Annotated in this window: 22 protein-coding genes; 17 read left to right on the forward strand and 5 right to left on the reverse strand. The window is 42.9% G+C overall.

The features are described from left to right. Positions 1-1,554, forward strand: a complete 1,554-nt coding sequence (locus G603_RS0100055; protein WP_196808023.1) for a GGDEF domain-containing protein — start codon at positions 1-3, stop codon at positions 1,552-1,554. A gap of 86 nt (positions 1,555-1,640) precedes the next feature. Here the strand turns inward: G603_RS0100055 and G603_RS18625 are convergent, their stop codons facing one another. Next, a complete protein-coding gene (locus tag G603_RS18625; RefSeq protein ID WP_081669761.1) occupies positions 1,641-4,505 on the reverse strand; it encodes a transglycosylase domain-containing protein in 2,865 nt (954 codons plus the stop codon). 127 nt (positions 4,506-4,632) lie between these two features. Between G603_RS18625 and G603_RS0100065 the strand changes: the two genes are divergently transcribed. From G603_RS0100065 to G603_RS18635, 9 genes are all read left to right on the forward strand, one after another. Beyond that, positions 4,633-5,265: a YigZ family protein gene (locus tag G603_RS0100065; protein ID WP_026525656.1), complete on the forward strand. Its 633-nt coding sequence runs from the start codon at positions 4,633-4,635 to the stop codon at positions 5,263-5,265. A gap of 124 nt (positions 5,266-5,389) precedes the next feature. Continuing rightward, positions 5,390-7,231, forward strand: coding sequence for a translational GTPase TypA (gene typA / locus G603_RS0100070; RefSeq protein ID WP_026668915.1), 1,842 nt, complete (start codon positions 5,390-5,392; stop codon positions 7,229-7,231). 138 nt (positions 7,232-7,369) lie between these two features. Further along, a complete protein-coding gene (locus tag G603_RS18630; protein ID WP_051198074.1) occupies positions 7,370-7,843 on the forward strand; it encodes a hypothetical protein in 474 nt (157 codons plus the stop codon). A gap of 236 nt (positions 7,844-8,079) precedes the next feature. Beyond that, positions 8,080-8,253, forward strand: coding sequence for a hypothetical protein (locus tag G603_RS22165; protein WP_155831055.1), 174 nt, complete (start codon positions 8,080-8,082; stop codon positions 8,251-8,253). 11 nt (positions 8,254-8,264) lie between these two features. Continuing rightward, positions 8,265-9,149: a 4-hydroxy-tetrahydrodipicolinate synthase gene (dapA, locus tag G603_RS0100085; RefSeq protein WP_026668916.1), complete on the forward strand. Its 885-nt coding sequence runs from the start codon at positions 8,265-8,267 to the stop codon at positions 9,147-9,149. A 3-nt stretch (positions 9,150-9,152) separates the two neighbouring features. Continuing rightward, complete coding sequence (dapB, locus tag G603_RS0100090; protein ID WP_026668917.1) at positions 9,153-9,908, forward strand: 4-hydroxy-tetrahydrodipicolinate reductase; 756 nt, start codon at positions 9,153-9,155, stop codon at positions 9,906-9,908. Positions 9,909-9,912: 4 nt separating this feature from the next. Continuing rightward, on the forward strand, positions 9,913-10,695 hold the full coding sequence (hisA, locus tag G603_RS0100095) for a phosphoribosylformimino-5-aminoimidazole carboxamide ribotide isomerase (RefSeq protein ID WP_026668918.1): 783 nt from the start codon (positions 9,913-9,915) through the stop codon (positions 10,693-10,695). A gap of 108 nt (positions 10,696-10,803) precedes the next feature. Then, positions 10,804-11,640, forward strand: a complete 837-nt coding sequence (locus G603_RS0100100) for a peptidoglycan DD-metalloendopeptidase family protein (RefSeq protein ID WP_026525651.1) — start codon at positions 10,804-10,806, stop codon at positions 11,638-11,640. Between the two features lie 12 nt (positions 11,641-11,652). After that, positions 11,653-12,075, forward strand: a complete 423-nt coding sequence (locus G603_RS18635; RefSeq protein ID WP_051198073.1) for a bactofilin family protein — start codon at positions 11,653-11,655, stop codon at positions 12,073-12,075. Positions 12,076-12,142: 67 nt separating this feature from the next. Here the strand turns inward: G603_RS18635 and G603_RS0100110 are convergent, their stop codons facing one another. Beyond that, positions 12,143-12,430 (reverse strand): YerC/YecD family TrpR-related protein, encoded by a 288-nt coding sequence (locus G603_RS0100110; protein WP_026495157.1) that lies wholly within the window; start codon positions 12,428-12,430, stop codon positions 12,143-12,145. Positions 12,431-12,711: 281 nt separating this feature from the next. Between G603_RS0100110 and G603_RS0100115 the strand changes: the two genes are divergently transcribed. The 5 genes from G603_RS0100115 (at position 12,712) to G603_RS0100135 (ending at position 18,316) form a co-directional block, all read left to right on the forward strand. Beyond that, positions 12,712-12,912 (forward strand): cold-shock protein, encoded by a 201-nt coding sequence (locus G603_RS0100115; protein ID WP_022761586.1) that lies wholly within the window; start codon positions 12,712-12,714, stop codon positions 12,910-12,912. A gap of 236 nt (positions 12,913-13,148) precedes the next feature. Next, positions 13,149-13,658, forward strand: a complete 510-nt coding sequence (locus G603_RS0100120) for an SEC-C metal-binding domain-containing protein (RefSeq protein ID WP_026495156.1) — start codon at positions 13,149-13,151, stop codon at positions 13,656-13,658. Between the two features lie 349 nt (positions 13,659-14,007). Then, a complete protein-coding gene (locus G603_RS0100125; protein ID WP_026668920.1) occupies positions 14,008-15,885 on the forward strand; it encodes a threonine--tRNA ligase in 1,878 nt (625 codons plus the stop codon). 83 nt (positions 15,886-15,968) lie between these two features. Then, positions 15,969-17,654 (forward strand): glycosyltransferase family 39 protein, encoded by a 1,686-nt coding sequence (locus G603_RS0100130; protein ID WP_026668921.1) that lies wholly within the window; start codon positions 15,969-15,971, stop codon positions 17,652-17,654. 62 nt (positions 17,655-17,716) lie between these two features. Next, positions 17,717-18,316, forward strand: coding sequence for a hypothetical protein (locus G603_RS0100135; protein WP_155832593.1), 600 nt, complete (start codon positions 17,717-17,719; stop codon positions 18,314-18,316). A gap of 86 nt (positions 18,317-18,402) precedes the next feature. Here G603_RS0100135 and G603_RS22170 read toward each other — a convergent pair whose 3' ends face one another. The 3 genes from G603_RS22170 to trkA form a co-directional block, all read right to left on the reverse strand. Further along, the gene (locus tag G603_RS22170) at positions 18,403-18,558 is read right to left on the reverse strand and encodes a FeoB-associated Cys-rich membrane protein (RefSeq protein ID WP_155831054.1); all 156 of its coding nucleotides are present in this window, start codon (positions 18,556-18,558) and stop codon (positions 18,403-18,405) included. Between the two features lie 102 nt (positions 18,559-18,660). Continuing rightward, positions 18,661-20,106 (reverse strand): TrkH family potassium uptake protein, encoded by a 1,446-nt coding sequence (locus G603_RS0100145; protein ID WP_026525646.1) that lies wholly within the window; start codon positions 20,104-20,106, stop codon positions 18,661-18,663. Between the two features lie 2 nt (positions 20,107-20,108). Beyond that, entirely contained in the window at positions 20,109-21,473 is a 1,365-nt protein-coding gene (gene trkA, locus G603_RS0100150) for a Trk system potassium transporter TrkA (RefSeq protein ID WP_026525645.1), read from the reverse strand. Positions 21,474-21,685: 212 nt separating this feature from the next. Between trkA and G603_RS0100155 the strand changes: the two genes are divergently transcribed. Together G603_RS0100155 and bilS are read left to right on the forward strand one after the other, a co-directional pair. Next, positions 21,686-22,090: a hypothetical protein gene (locus G603_RS0100155; protein ID WP_026668923.1), complete on the forward strand. Its 405-nt coding sequence runs from the start codon at positions 21,686-21,688 to the stop codon at positions 22,088-22,090. 12 nt (positions 22,091-22,102) lie between these two features. Beyond that, positions 22,103-22,654, forward strand: coding sequence for a flavodoxin family protein BilS (gene bilS, locus G603_RS18640; protein WP_035791497.1), 552 nt, complete (start codon positions 22,103-22,105; stop codon positions 22,652-22,654). Positions 22,655-22,671 lie beyond the last annotated feature (17 nt).

Here is a 22,671-nt window from a genome sequence, read left to right on the forward strand (position 1 = left end):
ATGAATAAGAGACGAGGTAGAATCGCCAATAAGTTCATGATCACCTTTGGGGTTTTCACATTTGTCATTCTGCTGATTGTAGGTCTGGTTACTTACTATAGTCAGGTTTCCATTTATCAGGAGCAATGTGAGCAAAACCTTCAGAATGTTTGCGCCTATTTGAAGAATCTTATGGAAGAGGAAAAAGAGGATACTCTCCTTTACCAGGATTATCTCATGGCACACTATGAAGAAATGAAGCTCCCGATGGATTTTACTGAGTACAGATCTTACAGGGATGCTTTTGAAAAACTTTTTGCCGAGAAATATCCCGATAAGACCCTTGGCGTTGATATTCAGATAACTGAATGTGATGATGAGACGCAGCTTTCATATTTTACATACAGACATGCATACTGGACCATAGTCTTTGAAAAAGCCAGAACGGCAATGAATGTATATACTACGTATTATATTGCTCCGCCCGGAGATCCCTTATACATGACGTATATCATTGATTGCATACGAGAAGCTAAAGAGGATGATCCGAATTATATCAATATCGGTATAACAGTGGAAGAACCGCTTGAACAGCACAAGACCATGTGGGAAGCCTATAATACAGGCGAAAATCCTCATGGATACGATGTTTATGACAATGAACTGGGTCATACCTATGCGTATTATTCGCCGCTTACAATTGACGGAGAAGTAATCGGCGTAGTATCTGCTGAAATAGAAGTAGATACGGTAAATAAAGACATTTTATATAACACCATGCAGCAGCTGGTATTTGTCGCAATAGTACTTATAAGCGGTGTAATGCTTCTGGTGGCATATATAAATGCAAGCTATGTAGGCAGACTTTCCAAGCTTGAAAAACGTGTCAAACAGTATTCCGAGACCAAGGATATCAAGGTTGCAAAGGAAATCGAGCAGTCAAGGAACGGTAATGATGAGATCACAACCCTTTCCGAAAAGATTGCCATCATGATCTTTGAGCTTGATAACTATATGAAGAATCTTGTATCTACTTCGGATGAACAGGGTAAAATGAAGCAGCAGGCGGATATAATGAATGAGCTTGCTTATAAGGATTCACTTACCGGAATCAGAAATAAGCTGGCATACGAGCAGGAAGCTCAAAGGCTCAGCTGGGGTATCGCTGCAGGAAATGCCGAGTTTGCAATTGCCATGATCGATCTTAATTTCTTAAAGAGAATTAACGATACTTACGGGCATGAACAGGGCAATCTGGCTATAAAGAATCTGTGTACTTTGATATGTAAGACTTTCAGACATTCGCCGGTCTTCAGAATAGGCGGAGATGAGTTTTGTGTAGTACTTGAAAAATTAGATTATAATAGCCTTGATAAGCTGATAGCAGATTTCAGCAATGCAATTAAACAGAATGAAGCCAATACAGATGCAGATCCATGGGTTGCCTTCTCAGCGGCTATTGGCTATGCGTGCTTCGATAAAGAGATTGACCGTGATGTTAACAGCGTATTAAAACGTGCGGATAAAGCAATGTATGCCAATAAGAAGGCTATGAAAGCTTCCCGCAATGATTAAGTTCACAATGGAATATGAGTATACAAAAGCAGCTGACCTATGTTGAAGATCAGCTGCTTTGTTGTTTCATATGAAATCCTTATGATTTACTCGTCGTCCTCTTCCTCTTCTTCAAGACCAAGCTCATCCCTGGCTTCACCTATCTGCTGCTCAGCGTTGGCAGCGCCTTCAGCCATGGCTGCTTCAGCGTTTTGCTGGACGGGATCTGCAGGCTGTGCTGCAGCTGCCGGGTCCGCAGCAGGGGCTGCATTAGGGTCAGCTGCGGGAGCCGCATTAGGATCCGCAGCAGGAGCTGCGTTTGGATCTGTGGGCTGAGGCGTTGCCTGAATTCCGCGCTCTGCGAGTTGTGCCTGTTCCTGTGCGAGGATCTCCGTTATTGTGGGCTGAGCCATAAACTCAGCTGTATGATGACATGTAACAATAGGTCTTGTTACAGGATTGCCGTTTTCATCAAGCTCTGTCGTGTACTGTGTTTCTGATGCAGTGGCACCGGACTGAGCCTGCAGTGCTGCCGGTTCAGCAGGGGTGAGTTCAAATATACCGCTCATCTTGAATGGACATGTATCTGTAGCTGGTACATTATCAAACTGACATATAGTTCCTGCATAGTGCACATCACAGCTGTCTGTGGGAACGGTTCCTTCTTCGAAATACTCTGACATAAGAGCGCCGTCACAAAGACCTGCAATAGGTGCTTTTCCTGATCTTGAACATACAGTAGCTGTTATTACAGAGTCAGGCTTTTCAAAAGTAGCAGCAGGAAGATCTGCGTGAACCTTCTCCATAACTGCTCTCCACAACGTCTTGGCAAGTCTTGCTTCTTCCTTGTTCATGTCCACGTTGTTGTCGTAGCCTGCCCAGGTTGTAGCTGTGTAGTAATTGGTAAAGCCTGCAAACCAAACGTCATTCTCATCAGAGGTTGTTCCGGTCTTGCCTGCGATGGCGGTAGTTCCGAAGTTAACAGCTGTACCTGTACCGCTTGTGACAACATCTGTCATTGCACTGGTAAGAAGATATGCTGTTGAGTCCTTAAGGATTCTTGTGGAATCTATCTGTGTGTTATCAAGGATGGTATTGCCATCGTGATCGACAACCTTGGTATAAAGCTTGGGCTTTACATAAACACCACCGTTAGCTATTGCCGCATAAGCAGCATTCAGCTCAAGGTTGGTAACACCGTGTGTGAGTCCGCCAAGAGCGGTGGTCGCCTGGATATCTGAATAAATCTTTCCGCCTATCTCTTCGCTTTCAACAATTGTTGTAAAGCCGAAATTCTTAAGATAATCAAATGCAAGCTGCGGTGTTATGAGGGTTATGGTCTTAACAGCTATGATGTTCATGGAATCCTTTATAGCTGTTCTGACTGTGGTAAGTCCTCTGTAAGCCTCACCATACCAGTTACGTACCGGGCGTCCGCCCTGATAGTTAAAAGGTGCATCGTTTAAAACTGTTGCCAGTGTAAAGCCTGCACTGTCAAGAGCAGGTGCATAAGCAGACAGAACCTTGAAGGTTGATCCGGGCTGACGAACAGTGTCCGTTGCTCTGTTAAGGGTTCTGGAAGCTGTTTTAGCTCCGCGTCCGCCTACCATAGCCACCACATAACCTGTGGCGTGATCTTCAATAGTAAGTGAAACCTGAGGCTGAGGTGTAAGGTTGATGCTTTCGCCATCCACCTTATCATTAGGTCCTACAACAGCAGCCTTGTACTCATCGATTTTAGCCTGAGCATCCTCTTCTGAACTGAAAAGAAGATTAAAGCTCTGATTTTCCTGCTGGAAATGGCTCTTCATCATCTCTGAGCTGTAGTTGGTCTTGTTGCCCTCTGAATCGGAAACTGTCAGAGCATAGTCAAGCAGATACTTTGTGTTCTCAGGGTAGTTGTCGGGATTACTGAGCTCGCTGTCACAGATGGCCTGAATAGCAGGATCCTGTGTTGAGTAGATCTTAAGACCACCACTGTACAAGAGGGTGTAAGCCTGAGTCTCGTTATAACCTGCATTTATAAGGTCGTCGATGAGCTGATTGGTAAGTGCATCAACGAAGTATGAGTTGACGCTGTCATCTGAAGTCTCCTCATCAACCACCTGGATTCTTGCGTAAACATCATCTGCCATGGCTTCATCATATTCGCCCTGGGTGATGTAACCTTGCTTAAGCATGTTGTTCAGAACCTTATCACGTCTCTGAGCATTGTTGTCAGGATGTGTGATGGGGTTATATCTGCTGGGGTTCTGAGTGATACCTGCGATAACGGCACATTCGGAAAGCGACAGATTTGCAACAGACTTATTAAAATATCTAAGAGATGCTGCCTGAACACCAAGAGTGTTACTTCCAAGGTTGATGGTGTTCATATAGTTAAGGAGGATATCCTCCTTGCTCATGGTCTTTTCAAGCTGAATCGCCAGGTACTGCTCCTGAATCTTACGCTTTATCTTGGCGATGTCTGAGCTTTCGCTTGTCCATCCTGTAAAGACGTTGTTCTTTAAAAGCTGCTGGGTGATTGTACTTGCACCCTGTGAGAGATCGCGGCTTGTGAGTCCTACAAAAGCTGCACGGATGATACCCTGGATATCAATACCGTTGTGCTTATAGAAGCGCTCATCCTCGATTGCGACAAATGCATGCTGCAGATTCTCCGGAATCATGTCCCAGGATACAGGGATACGGTTTGAGTCTGTTGAAACGAGCTTTGCAGTCTGATTACCTTCGGTATCGTATACAAAGGTGGAGTAGCCTGTAGGCGTAACGCTGATATTCCCTATCTCCGGGGCAGTATCAATGATGCCTCGAAATACGCCAATGCCTGCTGCGACTCCAATTACACCAAGTCCTATAAAGGCTATAAGCATTAATTCTAATGAAATGAGAGATATCTTTTTCCCCCATTTAGTGGTAGCTGAGAGGAGCTCCTGTTGCTGGTCTCGGATACCCTTTCTGCCAAAATTCATATTATCCTCCGCTAGTCTATTACTTTTTGCTAAAATCATATATGATGTTAGTGATTGACATATTCAATCCATAATATCACACTATTATAACAGATTAGACTTAGACTATCAAAGAATAGGAAATACGATGGAAAACAAAGCAAGTTACCGTGTCGTTACAGCTGAGGGCACAGGCGAAATAGTAGAGAAAAAATCACGATTTATCGGGTCTGTTTTTTCTGTGAATTCAACGGAAGAAGCAGAAGCCAAAATCGCTGAGCTTCAGAAAAAATACTGGGATGCGAGGCATAATTGCTATGCCTTTGTGATTGGCGCAGATTCAGGAATATCAAGGTGCTCTGATAACGGAGAGCCTTCAGGGACTGCCGGGAAACCGATCCTTGAAGTGATAAAAGGCGCAGGAGTTACCAATATTTTAATAGTAGTAACCCGTTATTTTGGAGGAGTGCTTCTTGGAACAGGAGGCCTTGTAAGAGCTTACACACAGGCAGCTCAGGCAGGACTGGCGGCATCTTCTATCGGTGAGATGATATATGGAAGTAAATTCCATCTTACTGCCGACTACAATCTTGTTAACAACATTCAGTATTACTTAAGGCAGGAAGAGATTCCTCTCATGAATGAGACCTATACCGACAAGGTGGAGTACGATATCGTGGTACGAGGTGAGGATTCGCAGCGCATAACCGACGGGCTCACTCAGAAAACCGAGGGCAAAATTAATATAGAAAAGACAGAAGAAGGCTATTATCCGTTCTAAGTGCGGATGAGCCTTTTTCTTCTTTATTAATACTTTCTTTTCTTTTATTTTCTTGAATATGGAAAAATCATGTGCTATACTTTGTGAGTTTTGAAGATAGGTTAATATTTAACGGAGGAATACAATGAAACAGACTAGAAACGATGTCAGAAATGTAGCGATCATAGCTCACGTTGACCATGGTAAGACCACACTTGTAGACGGTCTTCTTCGCCAGAGTGGTGTTTTTCGTGAGGGTCAGGACGTCGTAGAGAGAGTCATGGACTCAGGTGATATCGAGCGTGAGCGTGGAATCACGATCATGTCCAAGAATACAGCTATTACATATAAAGATATTAAGATCAATATTATAGATACTCCCGGCCATGCTGATTTTGGCGGCGAGGTAGAGCGTGTACTTAAGATGGTTAACGGCGTTATTCTTGTCGTTGATGCTTTTGAAGGTGCGATGCCTCAGACCAAATTCGTTCTTGGTAAGGCTATGGAGCTTGGACTTCCCGTTATCGTATGTATCAACAAGATCGACAGACCCGAAGCCCGTCCAAACGAAGTTATAGATGAGGTACTTGAGCTTCTTCTTGATCTTGGTGCAGATGATAAGCAGCTTGACTGTCCTTTCGTATTTGCATCAGCCAAGGCAGGAACATCATCCATGTCTCTTGATGAGCCCGGAAGTGATCTTAAGCCTCTTCTTGATACAATTATCAATTACATTCCTGCTCCTGTGGGCGATCCCGATGCAGGTACACAGATGCTTATCAGTACTATCGATTACAACGAATACGTTGGTCGTATCGGTGTTGGTAAGATTGATAACGGCAGACTTAAGGTTAATCAGGAGGTTGTTATCGTTAACCACCATGAGCCTGACAGATGCATCAAGACTAAGGTAAGCAAGCTCTATGAGTTTGAAGGACTTGGCAAGGTTGAGGTTCAGGAGGCCGGAATCGGTGCTATCGTTGCAGTTTCCGGTATTGATGATATCAAGATCGGTGATACGCTTTGCGCAGTAGATGAGCAGAATGCTATTCCTTTCCAGAAGATATCTGAGCCCACAATTTCAATGAACTTTATAGTAAATGATTCACCTCTTGCAGGCCAGGAAGGTAAGTATGTAACATCAAGACACCTTCGCGATCGTCTTTACAAGGAACTTAACACTGACGTTTCACTTAGAGTGGAGGATACAGAGACAACAGAGACCTTCAAGGTTTCAGGACGTGGTGAGCTTCACCTTTCAGTTCTTATTGAGACCATGCGTCGTGAGGGCTATGAGTTTGCTGTAAGTAAGGCTGAGGTTATCTACAAGACTGATGAGAACGGCAAGAGACTTGAACCCATGGAGAAGTGCTACATCGATGTGCCTGAAGAATTCTCAGGAAGTGTTATCCAGAAACTCGGTGAGAGAAAAGGCGAGATGATCAATATGGGACTTGCCAACGGCGGTTATACACGCCTTGAGTTTCTTATCCCTTCAAGAGGACTCATCGGTTACAGAGGCGAGTTCATGACAGATACCAAGGGTAACGGTATCATGAATACAATTTTTGATGGATATGCACCTTATAAGGGAGATATCTCCTATCGTAAGCAGGGTTCTCTTATCGCTTTCGAGTCAGGTGAAGCCGTAACATACGGACTTTTCAATGCACAGGAGCGTGGACAGCTCTTTATCAGCCCCGGAGATAAGGTTTATTCCGGTATGGTAATCGGTTCTTCAGGAAAATCAGAGGATATCGAGGTTAATGTCTGCAAGACCAAGCACCTCACCAATACAAGAACATCTTCTTCTGATGAGGCATTAAGGCTTGTTCCTCCGAGGATCATGTCCCTTGAGCAGAGTATCGATTTTATTGATACAGATGAGCTTTTGGAGGTAACACCTCTTACACTTCGTATCCGCAAGAAGATTCTTGATCCTACTCTTCGTAAGAGAGCAGGCTTTGCTGCGAAGAACAAGAAATAATCTTTATTCGGAGGATTTCTGCTTCTGAAAATGAAGCGATAAAATTAACATTTGGGGACCGTCTGCACAGGCATGCAGGCGGTCTTTTGACAAACTGACAATATTTATTTTTTGATATAAATGATTTAAAATATTATTATGGATGCAAATAATAAAGACCTTCAGAAATTAAATAATTACCTGAATTCAGAGATGATAAACAGATCTTTGAATGACACAAGAGTCTGCATGCAGTGCGGCAGGCGTCTTTTTCGTGAGAATAAGACGGATTTGTGCCCTATGTGTACCGATCAGGAGCTGTTTTACAAGGTTAAGGACTACATTCGTGAGAATGATGATGTCAAGGATTATGATGTTGCCAAGAAATTCAACATTCCGCTGAGCAAGGTAAACGATTGGATAAAGCAGGGACGCATTCAGTACAAGGACGATAACTCCATGAGGGATGTTATCATGGGCAATTACTGTGAGATTTGCGGAACACCTACTGCGATCGGTAAGCTCTGCCCCAGATGTCTTAAGATGACCAGAAAACAGAATGTCAAAGGTATTGCTACAGAGATAGTCATCAAGAAAGGTAATGACGGCATGAAGTTCCTTGATGACAATTGAAATCGTTTGTTTTTTTTATTCTTAAAATGAATCAATAGTATAATTGATGTAAATTAATACCGCTAAAACAAATGTCCGCGAGAGGGAGATTTTTCAGATTTTTCTTGCCAAATCTACTCCGCGGACTTAGTATTTGTTATAATAAAGTTGACAACTTAATAAAGAAGAAATGCTAAAAAGTACTTAACTAGTTTATATTATGGCTGGAGTAAGCCAATTAATAGGGGGTAATTTTTATGACAGTTATTGATGAACTTTTTGGAGCACACAAAGAAAAAGGTATTTCTTCAGAAGAAGAACTTAATCTGGAAAAATCAGGCAAGGTTGAGAAAAAGCCTAAGGCTGAGATTTCCGAGGACAATACCATTGCTTTCACAGAAAGAGAAAGATTCTGGGAGGGAATGAAGTAAAGGGAGATATTATGGCTGTATTTAAGGGAGCCGGTGTTGCGATAGCGACACCTTTTAATGGGGATGGATCTGTTAATTATGACGAGTTCGCAAGACTCATCGATTTTCAGATCGACAATGGAACAGATGCCATCATAGTATGCGGTACTACAGGCGAGAGTGCTACCATGACAGAAGAGGAGCATAAGGAAGTAGTAAGATACTGCATAGATCACGTAAATAAAAGAGTTCCGGTTATCGCAGGCGCAGGTTCTAACTGCACTCAGACTGCAGTAGAGCTTTCGGAAGATGCCGCAAAGCATGGGGCTGACGCTGTTTTGTCAGTTACTCCTTACTACAACAAGGCTACACAGGACGGACTTATCGAGCATTTCACAGCAGTAGCTAAGGCAATCGATATTCCTGTTATCCTCTATAATGTTCCCAGCAGAACAGGCGTGAATATTCAGCCCGAGACAGCTGTTCGAATGTGTAAGGATGTTGATAATATCGTTGGTATCAAGGATGCTACAGGCAACCTTGCTCAGACTGCTAAGATGATGCAGCTTGCAGAGGGATGCATTGATCTGTATTCAGGTGAAGACGGACTTGTTGTTCCGATCATGTCACTTGGCGGTATCGGTGTAATTTCAGTTTTATCAAATGTAGCACCCAGACAGACACATGATATGTGTATGAAGGCATTAGAGGGAGATTTTGCAGGAGCATGTGAGATACAGCTCAAGGCACTTCCTCTTGTTGATGCGCTTTTCTCAGAGGTTAATCCTATCCCTGTTAAGGCGGCTCTCGAGATGATTGGTTTTGCAGCAGGACCGCTTCGCCTTCCTCTTACTACTATCACGGAGGCTAATCGCAAAGTACTTGAGGCAGAGCTTAATAAATTTCTTGGGAGGTAAGTTGTGGTAAGAGCAATAATGCACGGCTGCAATGGCCGTATGGGACATGTAATAGTTGATTTGGCTGCAGCTTATGAGGATCTTGAGATTGTTGCAGGAGTGGATGCTTTTGGCGAGAACACCTACAGTTTCCAGGTTTTTGATTCAATCGAAAAATGTGATATTGACGCAGATGTTGTTATAGATTTTTCCACCGCATCAGCAGTGGACAATCTCCTTGACGTATGCGCCAAAAAGAATATTCCGGTAGTGCTTTGTACTACAGGTCTTTCTGAGGAGCAGCTTGCTCATGTGGATAGTGCATCCAAGGAGGTAGCTGTTCTTAAGTCTGCCAATATGTCAGTTGGCATTAACATGCTGATGAAGGTTCTTTCTGAGATTTCACCTGTACTTTCAGCTGCAGGCTTTGATATTGAGATTGTTGAGAAGCACCACAATCAGAAGCTTGATGCTCCCAGTGGAACAGCTATTGCTCTTGCAGACAGTATTAAAGAGGCTCTTCCCGAAGAGTTCGAATATGTCTATGACAGAAGCGGCAGAAGAGAAAAGAGACCCAAGAAGGAGATCGGTATATCAGCTGTCCGCGGCGGTACTATCGTCGGGGATCATGATGTTATCTTTGCAGGCACTGATGAGGTTATCACTTTATCTCACAGAGCTTATTCAAGAAGCGTTTTTGCAAAGGGCGCCCTTGAAGCAGCAAGATTCCTTGCAGGTAAGCCTGCCGGAAAATATGACATGGCTGATGTTATAGGTTGATCGTATGAGATTCAGACCTTGTATAGATATACATAATGGCAAAGTAAAGCAGATCGTTGGCGGAAGTCTCTCCGATGCGGGAGACTATGCGTATGAGAATTTCGTATCCGAACAAGATGCTGCTTTTTTTGCGCGCTTATATAAAGATAAAAGTCTTACAGGCGGACATATAATCATTCTTAATGCAAAGGACAGCCCTTATTACGAAGCATCTGTAAGTCAGGCTAAGAAGGCTCTTGCAGAGGCGGGCGGGACGATGCAGATAGGCGGAGGAATAACCGCTGATAATGCGGCAGAGTTCGTTGATGCAGGTGCCAGTCACGTGATCGTCACAAGTTATGTTTTTAAGGGTGGACAGATTCATTATGAGAACCTTAAAAAACTAGTGACTGCGGTAGGAAAAGATAAGCTTGTGCTTGATCTTAGCTGCAGGGCAAGAGACGGCGAGTATTATATCGTTACCGACAGATGGCAGAAAGAAACCAAGGTACGGGTATGCGAGGAGACTCTTGATGAGCTTTCATCCTATTGCGACGAATTTCTGGTACATGCTGTGGATGTAGAGGGTAAGCAGTCAGGAATTGAGACAGTAATAGCGGATATCCTCGGCGACTGGGGAAGGATTCCTGTTACCTATGCTGGTGGTGTTCATGACATTACAGACCTTAAGAATCTTTACAATCACGGTAAAGGAAAGCTTGATGTGACTGTTGGAAGTGCCCTTGAAATATTTGGCGGAAGTCTTTCGTTAGATGCTGTTATTGCAGCTTGTAACGGTACATTTTAATAAAATATTGTAACAATAGTAACTAATAGACTATAATTGTTTGTGAGGTTAACAAAATAAATCAAATAATATCCGATTATGTTAACATGATTTCGAGGGGGATTGGCCATGAGTGAAAACAACAGGCCTAAGAAACATCGGCATAAGAGGCATTATACTTTTATGATAATATCCGGTGATTCCGACGGCAGTAGTGGAAGCTTCCATTTGGGGCATGTTGCGACGCAGGTAATCGCTTTTTCAATATTTGGCATTATCGTTGCGCTTATATGCTTCCTGGTGCATTCTGCAATTACAGTATCATCCTTAAAACAGCAGAATGCCATTCTTTTATCCCAAATTGAGGAGAAAGAAGCTGAGAATAAAGCTATCGAGGCAGAGAGGTCAGAGCTTGAGAGCGAGGTGTCAGACTTAAGTATGGCACTTAACAGGAAGGTAGAAGCTGAGGCTCAGACAGCAGCCGCTGAAGAAGAGGCGAGTATGCCTACATTTCTTCCTGTCTCTAACGGAACAGCATCAATGGTCAGTACACTGGATGATCCTAATTCCACAGAAATAGAGGAGCCCAGTGAGAACACTGACGAAGATGCTGAGGACGAAGGTGATGAGAATGCTGAAGGAGAAGAGGCATCAGAACCTAAGACCGGAGATCCGATTCTGATTATCACAGCTGAACAGGGTGCTACAATAACAGCTGCAGGTTCAGGCACTGTTACATCTGTAGCCGGAGATATAAAATATGGCAACAGCATCACAATAGATCACGGCAACGGCTATGTTTCTATTTACAGGAATGCAGGAGACAGTCTGGTTCATGAAGGAGATGCTGTAACACCTACTACCACACTTATGATAATAGGTGAAGACAATACCAAGATTGGATATCAGATTCAATATAATGGGAAATTTATTGATCCTGAAGATGTGATAGAGATAAACGGCTAAGGAGGAAACATCATGGCACTTTTTAGTAATGGAAAATCAGATTCTGCTGATGCAGGCCTTGATCAGATCACTACAATAATTGCACAGGGTACTGTAATCGACGGACCGCTTACCTCAAAAGAGGGAACAAGAATTGACGGAACCATTAACGGTAATGTATCGGTAAATGGCTCGCTTATCGTAGGTCAGGAAGCCAAGATCGTAGGAGCAGTTACGGCTACCAACCTTTTCCTTGCAGGTGAGATTCAGGGTAACGTTGGCGCACCCACAGGTAAGGTGGAGATAAGCGACACAGGAAAGCTGATTGGCGATCTTTCTGCCAAGGTTCTTGTTATCGATGAGAATGCAGTATTCCAGGGACAGTGCACAATGACTCAGGAAAAGACATCCGCTGAGACAGCAAAGGAACGCGCTTTAGGCGGAAAAGAAGAGTAAGATAAAGTGGCTATAAAATAGGATTTCGCTTGCGAAATTCCTGCGCTTGTATTCAAAAAGCTCCAGGTCAATCCTGGAGCTTTTTGAATACAAGCGCGTAACCGTCATCGCCGTAATTCAGTGAACGGTTAACTCTGCTGATAGTGGCGGTAGAAGCACCGGTCTTCTCAGCAATTTCAAGATATGTCTTATGCTTTCTGAGCATCGCTGCAACCTCGAATCTTTGTGAAAGAGACATGAGCTCGTTAACTGTGCAAAGATCCTCAAAGAAGCTATAGCATTCATCCTTACTCTCGAGGGACAAAATAGCATCAAAAAGATGATCTACAGCCTCGGTGTGAATTTTCTTATTCATTATTGGCCTCCATACATTTTAGCAGTACAAAGAGATAAAAGTTTATGTTATATCGTTAATTTACTTTACTGCTAGAATATTTTAGCACAGTAAATTCTTAAAGTAAAGGGATGTATAGAGACGTCTGACAAATTGTGATTTTTTTCGTGAATATTTCAATAATTCCTTTACTTTTAAAAGGCACTGTGATATCCTAATTATGTTGTTTTAATACAACATATCGTCAATCAGTATAGCTGATGGCGGACAGAACTATTTTTTTATTTTTGTGGAGGTAAGATATGAACAAGGGTACAGTTAAGTGGTTCAACAACCAGAAGGGTTACGGCTTCATTTCTGATGAGGCAGGCAATGATGTATTCGTACATTATTCAGGACTCAACATGGAGGGCTTCAAGTCTCTTGACGAGGGCGCTGCAGTTGATTACGACGTAATCCAGGGTGAAAAAGGACCTCAGGCCGTTAACGTAAACAAGCTTTAATTTACGGCCCACATTTTAATCAAGAATACAATGTGCCTTATTCTTAATATATATAGAATCAGCAAGTGTACTAATGATTAAATCAAAACCCATCCTACGGGATGGGTTTTTTGATGTTATAGGCGAAGCATATAATATTAGTTTACTTTGGCGCGAAAAAAACTTATAATATATAGGATTATGACGAAAATATAATCATATTTTTTTAGATTTAAATTTGGAAGTGAGGTACCATTATGGCATTATTACAACAGTGGCGTGATATGGCTTATTCTGAGAAAGCAGATAAGGCCCAGCTGCAGAAACTTTGGACAGATTATTTTCAGAAGGAAAAGGATATATACGCAACACTTCTTAAGAACCCTGATGAAGTAGTTAAGGGTACAGTTAAGGAGCTTGCTGAGAAATATAGCATCGATATCATGACTATGACTGGTTTCCTTGATGGAATCAATGATTCACTTAAGGAGCAGAACCCCATCGAAGAGATGGATGAGGATACAGAGGTTTCTCTTGATTTTGATAATGAGCTTCTGTACAAGAACATGGTAGCAGCAGGTGCTGACTGGCTTTATGGTCTTGAAGAGTGGAATGATATTTTCACCGAAGAGAGACAGAAAGAACTTTATAAGGAGCAGAAGGCTTCACAGACAGTTCGTAAGGAGAACAAGATTTATCCTAACGATCCCTGCCCTTGTGGAAGTGGTAAGAAGTACAAGAAGTGCCACGGTAAGGGTAAGTTCTAAGTGAGATTACCCTCATCCGTCCGCTGATGCGGACACCTTCCCCCAGAGGGGGAAGGCGTTTTTTATCTTATAGGAAATTCCTACGGATTTCCTATAAGATAAAAAACACTCCGTGTGGATGCGCAGCTCGCGGAATTGAAGTTTATTGCTTCGCAATGTCTTCGTTCCACTTCGGTCGTCGCAGAGCTGATGTCCCCCGGACATCATGCGACGCTCGCGTGCGAGGATTTCGCAAGCGAAATCCTATTTCATTTTTTGTCCTTCCACCCCTTTGGGGGAAGGTGCCCGAAGGGCGGATGAGGGTTAAAAATATTAACTGTACCCGGTAGGTACGGAGAAGGAGAGTACTATGACAAAAGAAGAATTTAAAGAAGTGTACAGACATTCACTGGCACACATCCTGGCAAAAGCCGTAATCGAGATTTACGGTAAGGAAACCCAGTATGCAATTGGTCCGCAGGTGGCAGACGGTTGCTACTACGATTTTGTTTTGCCTAAGGCTGTAACTGAGGATGATTTCAAGACCATCGAGGATAAGATGCGTGAGATCATCAAGAGAAGAGAGGACTGGACCAGGAAGGAAGTATCTAAGGCAGAAGCTTTAGAAATTTTCGCTGACCAGAAGTTCAAGAAGGAGCTCATCGAGGATCTTCCTGAGGGAGAGACAATCACCACATACAACACAGGTGATGACTTCATCGATCTTTGCAGAGGACCTCACGTTGAAAACTCTCAGGAGCTTATGAATGTTTCCTATAAGATTAAAGCCGTTTCAGGTGCTTACTGGAGAGGTGATGAGAAGAGAGATTCCATGACAAGAATTTATCTCTATGCATTCCCTTCCAAGGATGAGCTTAAGGCTCACCTTAAGATGATCCAGGAAGCTCTTGAGCGTGATCACAAGAAGATCGGTGCTCAGCTTGATCTTTTCATGTTTGATGAGACAGCTCCCGGAATGCCTTACTGGCTTCCCAGAGGATGGAGAATGTACCAGAAGCTCCTTAAGTTCTCAAGAGATATTCAGGAGAGACATGGTTACACAGAGATCGCAGCTCCTCTTATCGACAACAAGAAGCTTTGGCTTATCAGTGGTCACTGGGCTCACTACATCAACAACATGTTCATCGTACCCGGAATCGCAGGTAACGTTCAGGCAGATACTGTTATCCCTGATGTAGCTGAGAGCATGGATGAGGATGCACCTAAGGCACCTGTTAAGATCGAGAGAGGTTCTGTCATTTATAACAGAGAGGCTATCGATACAATGGGCGCTAAGCCTATGAACTGCCCTAATGCCATGATGACATACAAGAGAACAGTTCATTCTTACAAGGAACTTCCTATCCGCTACAGCGAGTATGATGTTCTTCATAGAAAAGAGAAGTCAGGACAGATGAACGGTCTTTTCCGTGTTCAGGAGTTCAGACAGGATGATGACCATACATTCGTAATGGAATCACAGATCCAGGATGAGATCGCAGATATCATCGCTATCGCAGACGAGATCTACAAGACATTCGGCGTTACATACAGAGCTGAGTTCTCAACACGTCCCGATGATTTCATGGGTGATATCGAGGTTTGGAACAGAGCAGAGACTGCTATTAAGAACATTCTTGATAAGACCTATGGCGAAGGTGGCTATGAGATCAACGAAGGCGATGGAGCTTTCTATGGTCCTAAGATCGACCTTCAGATTAAGGACGCTCTTGGAAGAGAGTGGCAGTGCGGTACAGTACAGCTTGACTATCAGCTTCCTCACAACTTTGGACTTACATACCAGGCTCAGGACGGAAGCCTTGAGATGCCTGTAGTTATCCACAGAGCCATCTACGGTTCACTTGAGAGATTCATTGGTATCATCATCGAGAACTTCAAGGGTGCGTTCCCCTTCTGGCTCAGCCCTTACCAGGTTGGCGTTGTTCCGATCCGTGTCGAGCACAATGAGTATGCTAAGAAGGTAGCAGACCTTCTCTTTAAGAACGGCATTGATGTTGAGGCTGACTACTCCGACAACAACATGAAGGAGAAGATCAAGAAGTTCAAGAACTACAAGGATCCGTACATCATCGTTCTCGGTGATAAGGAAGCTGCTGAGAATACAGTTTCTATCAATGTTCGCGGCTCCAACAAGCAGATTCAGAATGTGCCTCTTGAGAAGTTCGTAGAGATGTGCAAGAAGATGAACGCTGAGCATACACTTGAGCTGATTGACAGCATTGAGTAAATAGCCTTCCCCTGGGGAGGAAAATAAAAGCCTTCTCCTCAAAAGAAGAGAAGGTGTCAGCGCAGCTGACGGATGAGGTTTTAATGGATAACAGTACCGATTCAAAAAATATATGGGATTCGGCGCAGAAAACCATAGGCATTCTGCTGTACATTATTTCTGCAGCGATGATAGCTTTTTCGGTTTATCTGTGCTTTAGTCCCGATATATGGTATGACGAGCTTTTTAGCATAGAGTTTGCCATAAGACCTGTACCAGAGATGGTTAATTTAACAGCGGCGGATGTACACCCGCCGCTGTATTATATTATCGTGCATTATGCCATTGAGATTGGAAGCCGTATAGCCCGGACTGTGGGCTTTACAGGTGGCCTTGGCAGCGAGTTTGGCACGATGTATTTACAGGTTTTAAGTGCGAAATTATCCTGTGTAGTGCCCTATGTGATACTTTTTATCTATGGTATTACCTGTATAAGGAAAAGGCATGGTTTGCTGGCAGGAGGACTGTTTAGTGCAGCTATGATAGCTATGCCGAATCTGGCGGAATATACCGTTGAGATACGTATGTACAGCTGGCTTATTCTGTTTGTAACGGCTATGTGCATTCACACGAAGCCCTTCATTACAGGCGATGTAAATGGCAGGATGGTGAGAGGACTTGATATTAAAAAGGCTTTTCCTGTGTTTATTTACGGCCTTTTGGCGTGCTATACCCAGTACTATGCAGCAATTGCAGTAGCGTCTGTCTATGCCTTTTTGGTGGTTTATTCAATACGCAAAAATGTATGGCAGCTGGGGATAGTATTTATCATAATGAACCTCACCTTTATATGTTATCTTCCGTGGATAAGCGTGGTTTTCTCACAGGCAGGTACTGTATCAGAGAATTATTGGATACTGCCCCTTACCTGGAGAAGCCTTGGCGGTATTGCCAAGTATCTTCTTTTGTCTTCGTTTACCAATGTGATGGTGGGATATGTCTTTGTGGGATTGTTGCTGGTAATGATCCTGCTTGCGGTTTTCCTTGGACGTAAGAATGTGTACATGTGGTTCTTGTTTGCTCCTATAACAGGAATTGTCATTGCGGGTTTTGTGGCATCTATCCTTATCAGGCCCGTATTTGTGTACAGATATATGATGCCCGGTATGGGAGCTTTCTGGTATGGTATCATAATGGTGCTGTTTTCTGACAGGAAATCCGTGGCGACAGGAAAAGATGATAAGTCTGCTATTGATGAAAACAGCGCTGCAAAAGCAGATGGCGATAAAAAGAATGCATTTGGCGGCATCTTAACCTTGGCTGTTCCGTTATTTGCAATTGTTATGTCAGTGGTTATTATTCGTGACTTCTGGGCCTTTAGAGGGAATGAACTCTATAAACGTGTAAATATGGCCGAAACAGGCAGGCTTTTTACAGAGCTTAAGGCAGAGGACGACCTTGCGATTATCACCAATTTTGACCACGTAAACGGGCTTATTTCGTATTATCTTAATCAGTCAGGTAAAGAGATTCCGGTTTACCTCTATGGAGCACAGCCAGAAGCTCTTATAGAGAAGATGATAAAGGGTGTATCTCCTATTGAGGATGCGGCTGATATCAGACAGCTTATAGAGAACGGTAAGCACGTCATTTTCCTTGGAAGCTTTAATTCCAGGGAGGATATTGTGGCAGACTGGGAGAGTAACTACGGAATATTAAATGAAAATAAGGGCAGCTATCTCATGGAGAGATACTGGTTTGATGTTTTTGATCTGTCACTGGCAGACTGATGGTCTTAAAAGGCGTTTATAGCTGTTTTAACAGTATCAGATCAGAATTAAGGAGAATTTGTTTGATGAAGAAAAAGGGAATGGTATTTGCGCTTATATTTGCTTTTTTGATATGCGCAGTACCTATGCAAACAAAAGCAGATATGAAGGAGCTTCCGGCAGCTCAGTATTGCTCGGTTGTAATTCCTGAAAGCTTCAAGGTGACCGATGTTCCCGGAATGTATGTGAATGAGTATTATCCCTTGGAATCTGCCAATATCACCTATGGAGTAAAAACACTTCCGGAAGACAGGGTTCTTACCAATGCTCAGAAGGCAGCAGGAGAATCTGAGTCAGCAAGCGAAGTGGACATACGCTATGATGAGCTTACTAAGGATATGTATGATGAGATCATGAAAGAGAACTACGAAGCTCTCTATGGTGATGGCATAGGATATACCATAGAAAACTTTGAGGATATCCAGAAGGACGGCTTCCCGGGATATCATATAGTATCTTCATTTACTCCTGAGGGCTCACAGATGATTCATCAGGAAACCTTTATCCTTCTGTCTCAGAACAGAGTATTTACTGTTGTATATTCAAGAGCAGAGGATGATGACTTTACAGAAGCATTTGCGCAGAGTATAGAGTCTATTCACGTGATTCGTAAGAACCGGTAAAAGAGATTCTTTTGAAGAAAACCAAATAAATTACAAGAAAAGGGATATGACACAAACGTGCCATATCCCTTTATCTTTCTTATGATTCAGGCTTTCTTAGATGGACAAGTGGCACTTCCGCAGTTACATGTTCCTGAGGAGCAGCCGATGCATTGTCCCTTCTTTTTCTTACCTATTATAAATCTGATATCCAGCACAATAAGTGCTACGACAATCAATAAAATAACTATACTTGCTATCATTTTATACCTCTTTCAAATGAGAATGGTTATCATTTGAAGTTAGTATATGCTAACGAACTTTATTTGTCAAGAGAGCTGTTTTAACGTTAGCAGCACTTATTATCATCTCTTGGTCCAGTTCTTAGGAGAGAAGAGTATGAGCATCGGGAGAAGCTCAAGTCTTCCTGCCAGCATATCAAACATAAGGACGAACTTTGAAAGGTCTGAGTAGGCACCAAAGTTACCTGTAGGACCTACCATTGAAAGACCGGGACCTATGTTATTAAGAGTAGCAGCAACTGCAGTAAAGTTCGTCTCATAATCGAATTCATCGATAGAGATAAGCAGCGTTGAAATAATGAAGATTACAACGTACATGCTAAGGTATGCAGATACTGATTTAACAACGGACTGATCAACGGGATTTCCGTCCATATATACCTTTTTAACTGACTTTGGATGAACGATATAGGTCAGCTCATTTTTCATGGCTCTTATCAGGATAAGGAATCTTGAGAGCTTGAAGCCACCGCCTGTTGAACCTGCGCAGGCACCTGTAAGCATGAGACATGCAAGAAGTGTCCTTGCCAGCTGAGGCCAGGTGTTGAAATCAAGAGTCGCAAAACCTGTTGTTGTCATTACAGAAGCAACTGTAAACAATGAATGATGGAATGACTCAAGAGGAGTTGCTGTAGCCCCCTGCTTATAGATCATATACGCAATAAGTGAAGCGGCTCCAAACATAAGCACCAGATAGAGCTTAACTTCATCATTGTTAAGGGCTTCCTTTGGCCTTTTGGTAATCAGGTAGTAGTATACGCTGAAGTTGATACCACAAATTATCATAAATATGGTGATAACTACCTGTGACGCATAGCCAAAACCGCCAATTCCTGCATTGTTAATACCAAATCCTCCGGTACCAACTGTAGCAAAGGTTGCTGTCAGTGCTTCGTATGCATTCATTCCTGTAAAAAGAAGGCAAACGGTCTGAAGAATGGTAATTCCAAAATAAATTGAATAAAGAATCTTTGCGGTCTCTCTTACCTTGGGAACAAATTTGCCAACGGAGGGCCCCGGGCTCTCTGCACGCATGATGTGCATACTGTAGCCGCCTGCCATGGGCATGATCGCAAGGATGAATACCAGCACACCCATACCGCCGATCCAGTGTGTGAAGCATCTCCAGAACTGAACACTGTAGTACATCTCTACATCTGAGAGAATGGTTGATCCTGTAGTGGTAAGACCGGATATGGTCTCAAAAAGAGCATCCACATAGCTTTTTGTAACGCCCGTAAACTGGAAGGGCAGAGCACCTATAAGACTTATGGTGATCCATGTAAGTGCTGTGACCACAAAGCCTTCTCTGGCATAAATAGCCTGATTGGTCGGCTTTTTATAAGTTCCCGCAAAGCCGAAAATAAGGCAAGCGGCAATAATTATTGCAAATACCTCTGCGCAGAAAAATTCTCCGTAAATAAATGCAACTATCAGAGGCAATATCATTAAAAGTCCTGTAATCTGCACAACTCTAAAGAGCAGAAAACGTATCATATTGAAGTTCATTTTTATTTCTCCAGAATATCAGCGATGTCCAGAAGACCAACCTGACTTGTTATTATTATGACGGTATCCTCCGCCTGTATTTCGCTTGAGCCCTTAGGTGAAATGATCTCACCCTTTCTGTTTATAAGAGATACAAGCACGCCCTTTTTAAGGTGCATATCTGAAAGAGGAGTGCCTATAACCGGAGAATTCTCTGGAACGAAGAACTCTAATGCCTCAACTCTTCCGTCATTCATCTTATAAAGTGCCTCGATGCTGTTATTGCCCATGGAATTACTCATTCCGCGGACATACTGCACGATTCTCTGAGCAGTGATGTTCTTGGGATATATGATACTTCCGATTTGCAGTGAACCTATGATCTCGCCGTAGTTGACGCGGTGAACCTTGGTAATAAGCTTTGCCTTGGGGTTCTGGCTCTTTACATACATGGAAAGCATGATGTTTTCTTCATCAAGACTTGTCATGGCAACAAATGCCTCTGTGCCAACAAGACCTTCTTCCATAAGAGCATCCTTATCTGTTCCGTCAGCGTTGATGATAAGTGCCTGAGGCAGGAGATCTGAAAGCCTCTTGCATCTGTCAAGATCTCGCTCAAAGAGCTTTACATCAATGCCAAAGGATATAAGCTGGTCTGCCAGATAATATCCTGTAGAACCACCGCCTATGATCATGGCCGAGTGGACTCTTGTGGTAGGAAGACCGATTTTTCTGAAAAATTCTGCGATACTTCTTGATGCGCCCACAATAGTAAGCTCATCATTGGCTCTAAGTACAAAATCACCGTTAGGAATTGATACTTCATCTGCTCTTTGAACAACGGCGATAAGGACTTTACTCTTTATCTCGCCCTGGATTTCCCTAAGAGATTTGTTGCAGATGCGTGATGACTCAGCAACGGTCATGTGTACGATTTCTGCGCGGCCGCCTGCAAAGGTTTCGATGCTGGTAGCAGCAGGGAATTTAAGAAGCTTTGCTGCTTCGTTTGCAGCAAGCTCTTCAGGATTAACAACAAGAGAAAGACCAAGCTCTTCTTTAATAAAGCTGATTTCCTTTTTATAGATAGGATTCTTAACTCTTGCGATGGTGTTGCAGTGACCTGCTTTTCTTGCAATAAGACAGCACAGAAGATTCAGCTCATCATTACCTGTCACAGCAATCATAAGGTCGGCATACTCAATGCCTGCGTCTCTCATGATCATGTAACTGGCACCGTTACCTACTATGCCCATTACGTCGAAGTTATTTACAACGCTTTGAATAACGTCTTTTTTCTGTTCGATGACAGTGACATCATGGCCTTCGCCACTAAGCTGTTCTGTCAGCGCTGCGCCTACGTTTCCGCAGCCTACAATAATAATCTGCATTTATTTGCCTCCAAAAAAGTCGATACGCATTCAATTATACCACTTTCACAATTATAAAGGAAAAAATAATAGGTCTTTAGAATGCAGAAATAAGCCATTAATGATTTTTTAAGAATGATTTATAGCCCGTTAATTGCTTTTTCAACCTACAAAACCTATACTCTGTGGTAAGTGAGGGGATTTATCTATTTTTAAAAGGAGATTAAACAATAGTGAAAGATTTTCTCTATAGGTTTTTCCGGGGAAGATACGGCGCCTATGGCTCTGACAGAATGACCAGAGTTATGGTTGTGATAGCTGTTATCATGCTGGTTTTATCCTTCATATCGCCCCTTAGTTTATTGTATTATGTGGCCTTTATAATACTTTTTTATTGTTATTTTCGGATGTTTTCCAAAAATATACCTGCCAGATACAAAGAAAATGAGTTTTTCGTAAAACACACTGATAAGGTGATCGGCTTTTTTACCGGTATAAAAGATAAGTTTACCGGGCATAAGGCGTATCACATATATAAATGCCCCGGATGCGGACAGAAGATCAGAATTCCGCGGGGAAAAGGCAAGGTTGCCATCAGGTGTCCGAAGTGCGGCAGGGAGTTTGTAAAGCGGACGTAATTTGAGGGTAAGATGCTTAAATACTTAGTCGTGTACGCCAGTGAAACAGGGAATACTAAAAAGATAGCGGACGAGATTTTCCAGGCGCTTCCTTCCGATTCAAAGGAGGAACTTAACGTCAGAAGCTGGAATGGCAGACACGACGCAGAGACCTATTTTATCGGGTATTGGGCAAACAGAGGGACCTGCTCCCTGGAAATAATCGATCTTATTACATCACTTCATAATAAAAATGTGGCTTTCTTTGGAACCTGCGGACTTGGAAATGACCAGGCATATTACAGGCAGATAGAACAGATCGGAACTCTGTGGCTGCCTGAGGATAACCATTATCTTGGCGGTTATTTTTGCCAGGGCAGTATGCCTGTGCAGATCAGGGAAAGATACGAAGAGCTTCGGGGCAGATATGATGATGAAAAGCTGGACAGCCTGCTGACAATCTTCGATGAGGGACGGCGGCATCCGGATAAACAGGATCTGCTAAAAGCAAATGTATTTGCGGATACTGCCATACACAGAATTCCAAGCAGTGACAATTACAAAGGATTCAGAGAAATGTTTTAAGGACTCCATCACTTACA

Origin of the sequence: Butyrivibrio sp. AE3006 (assembly GCF_000424165.1) — a bacterium.
Classification (GTDB): Bacteria; Bacillota; Clostridia; order Lachnospirales; family Lachnospiraceae; genus Butyrivibrio.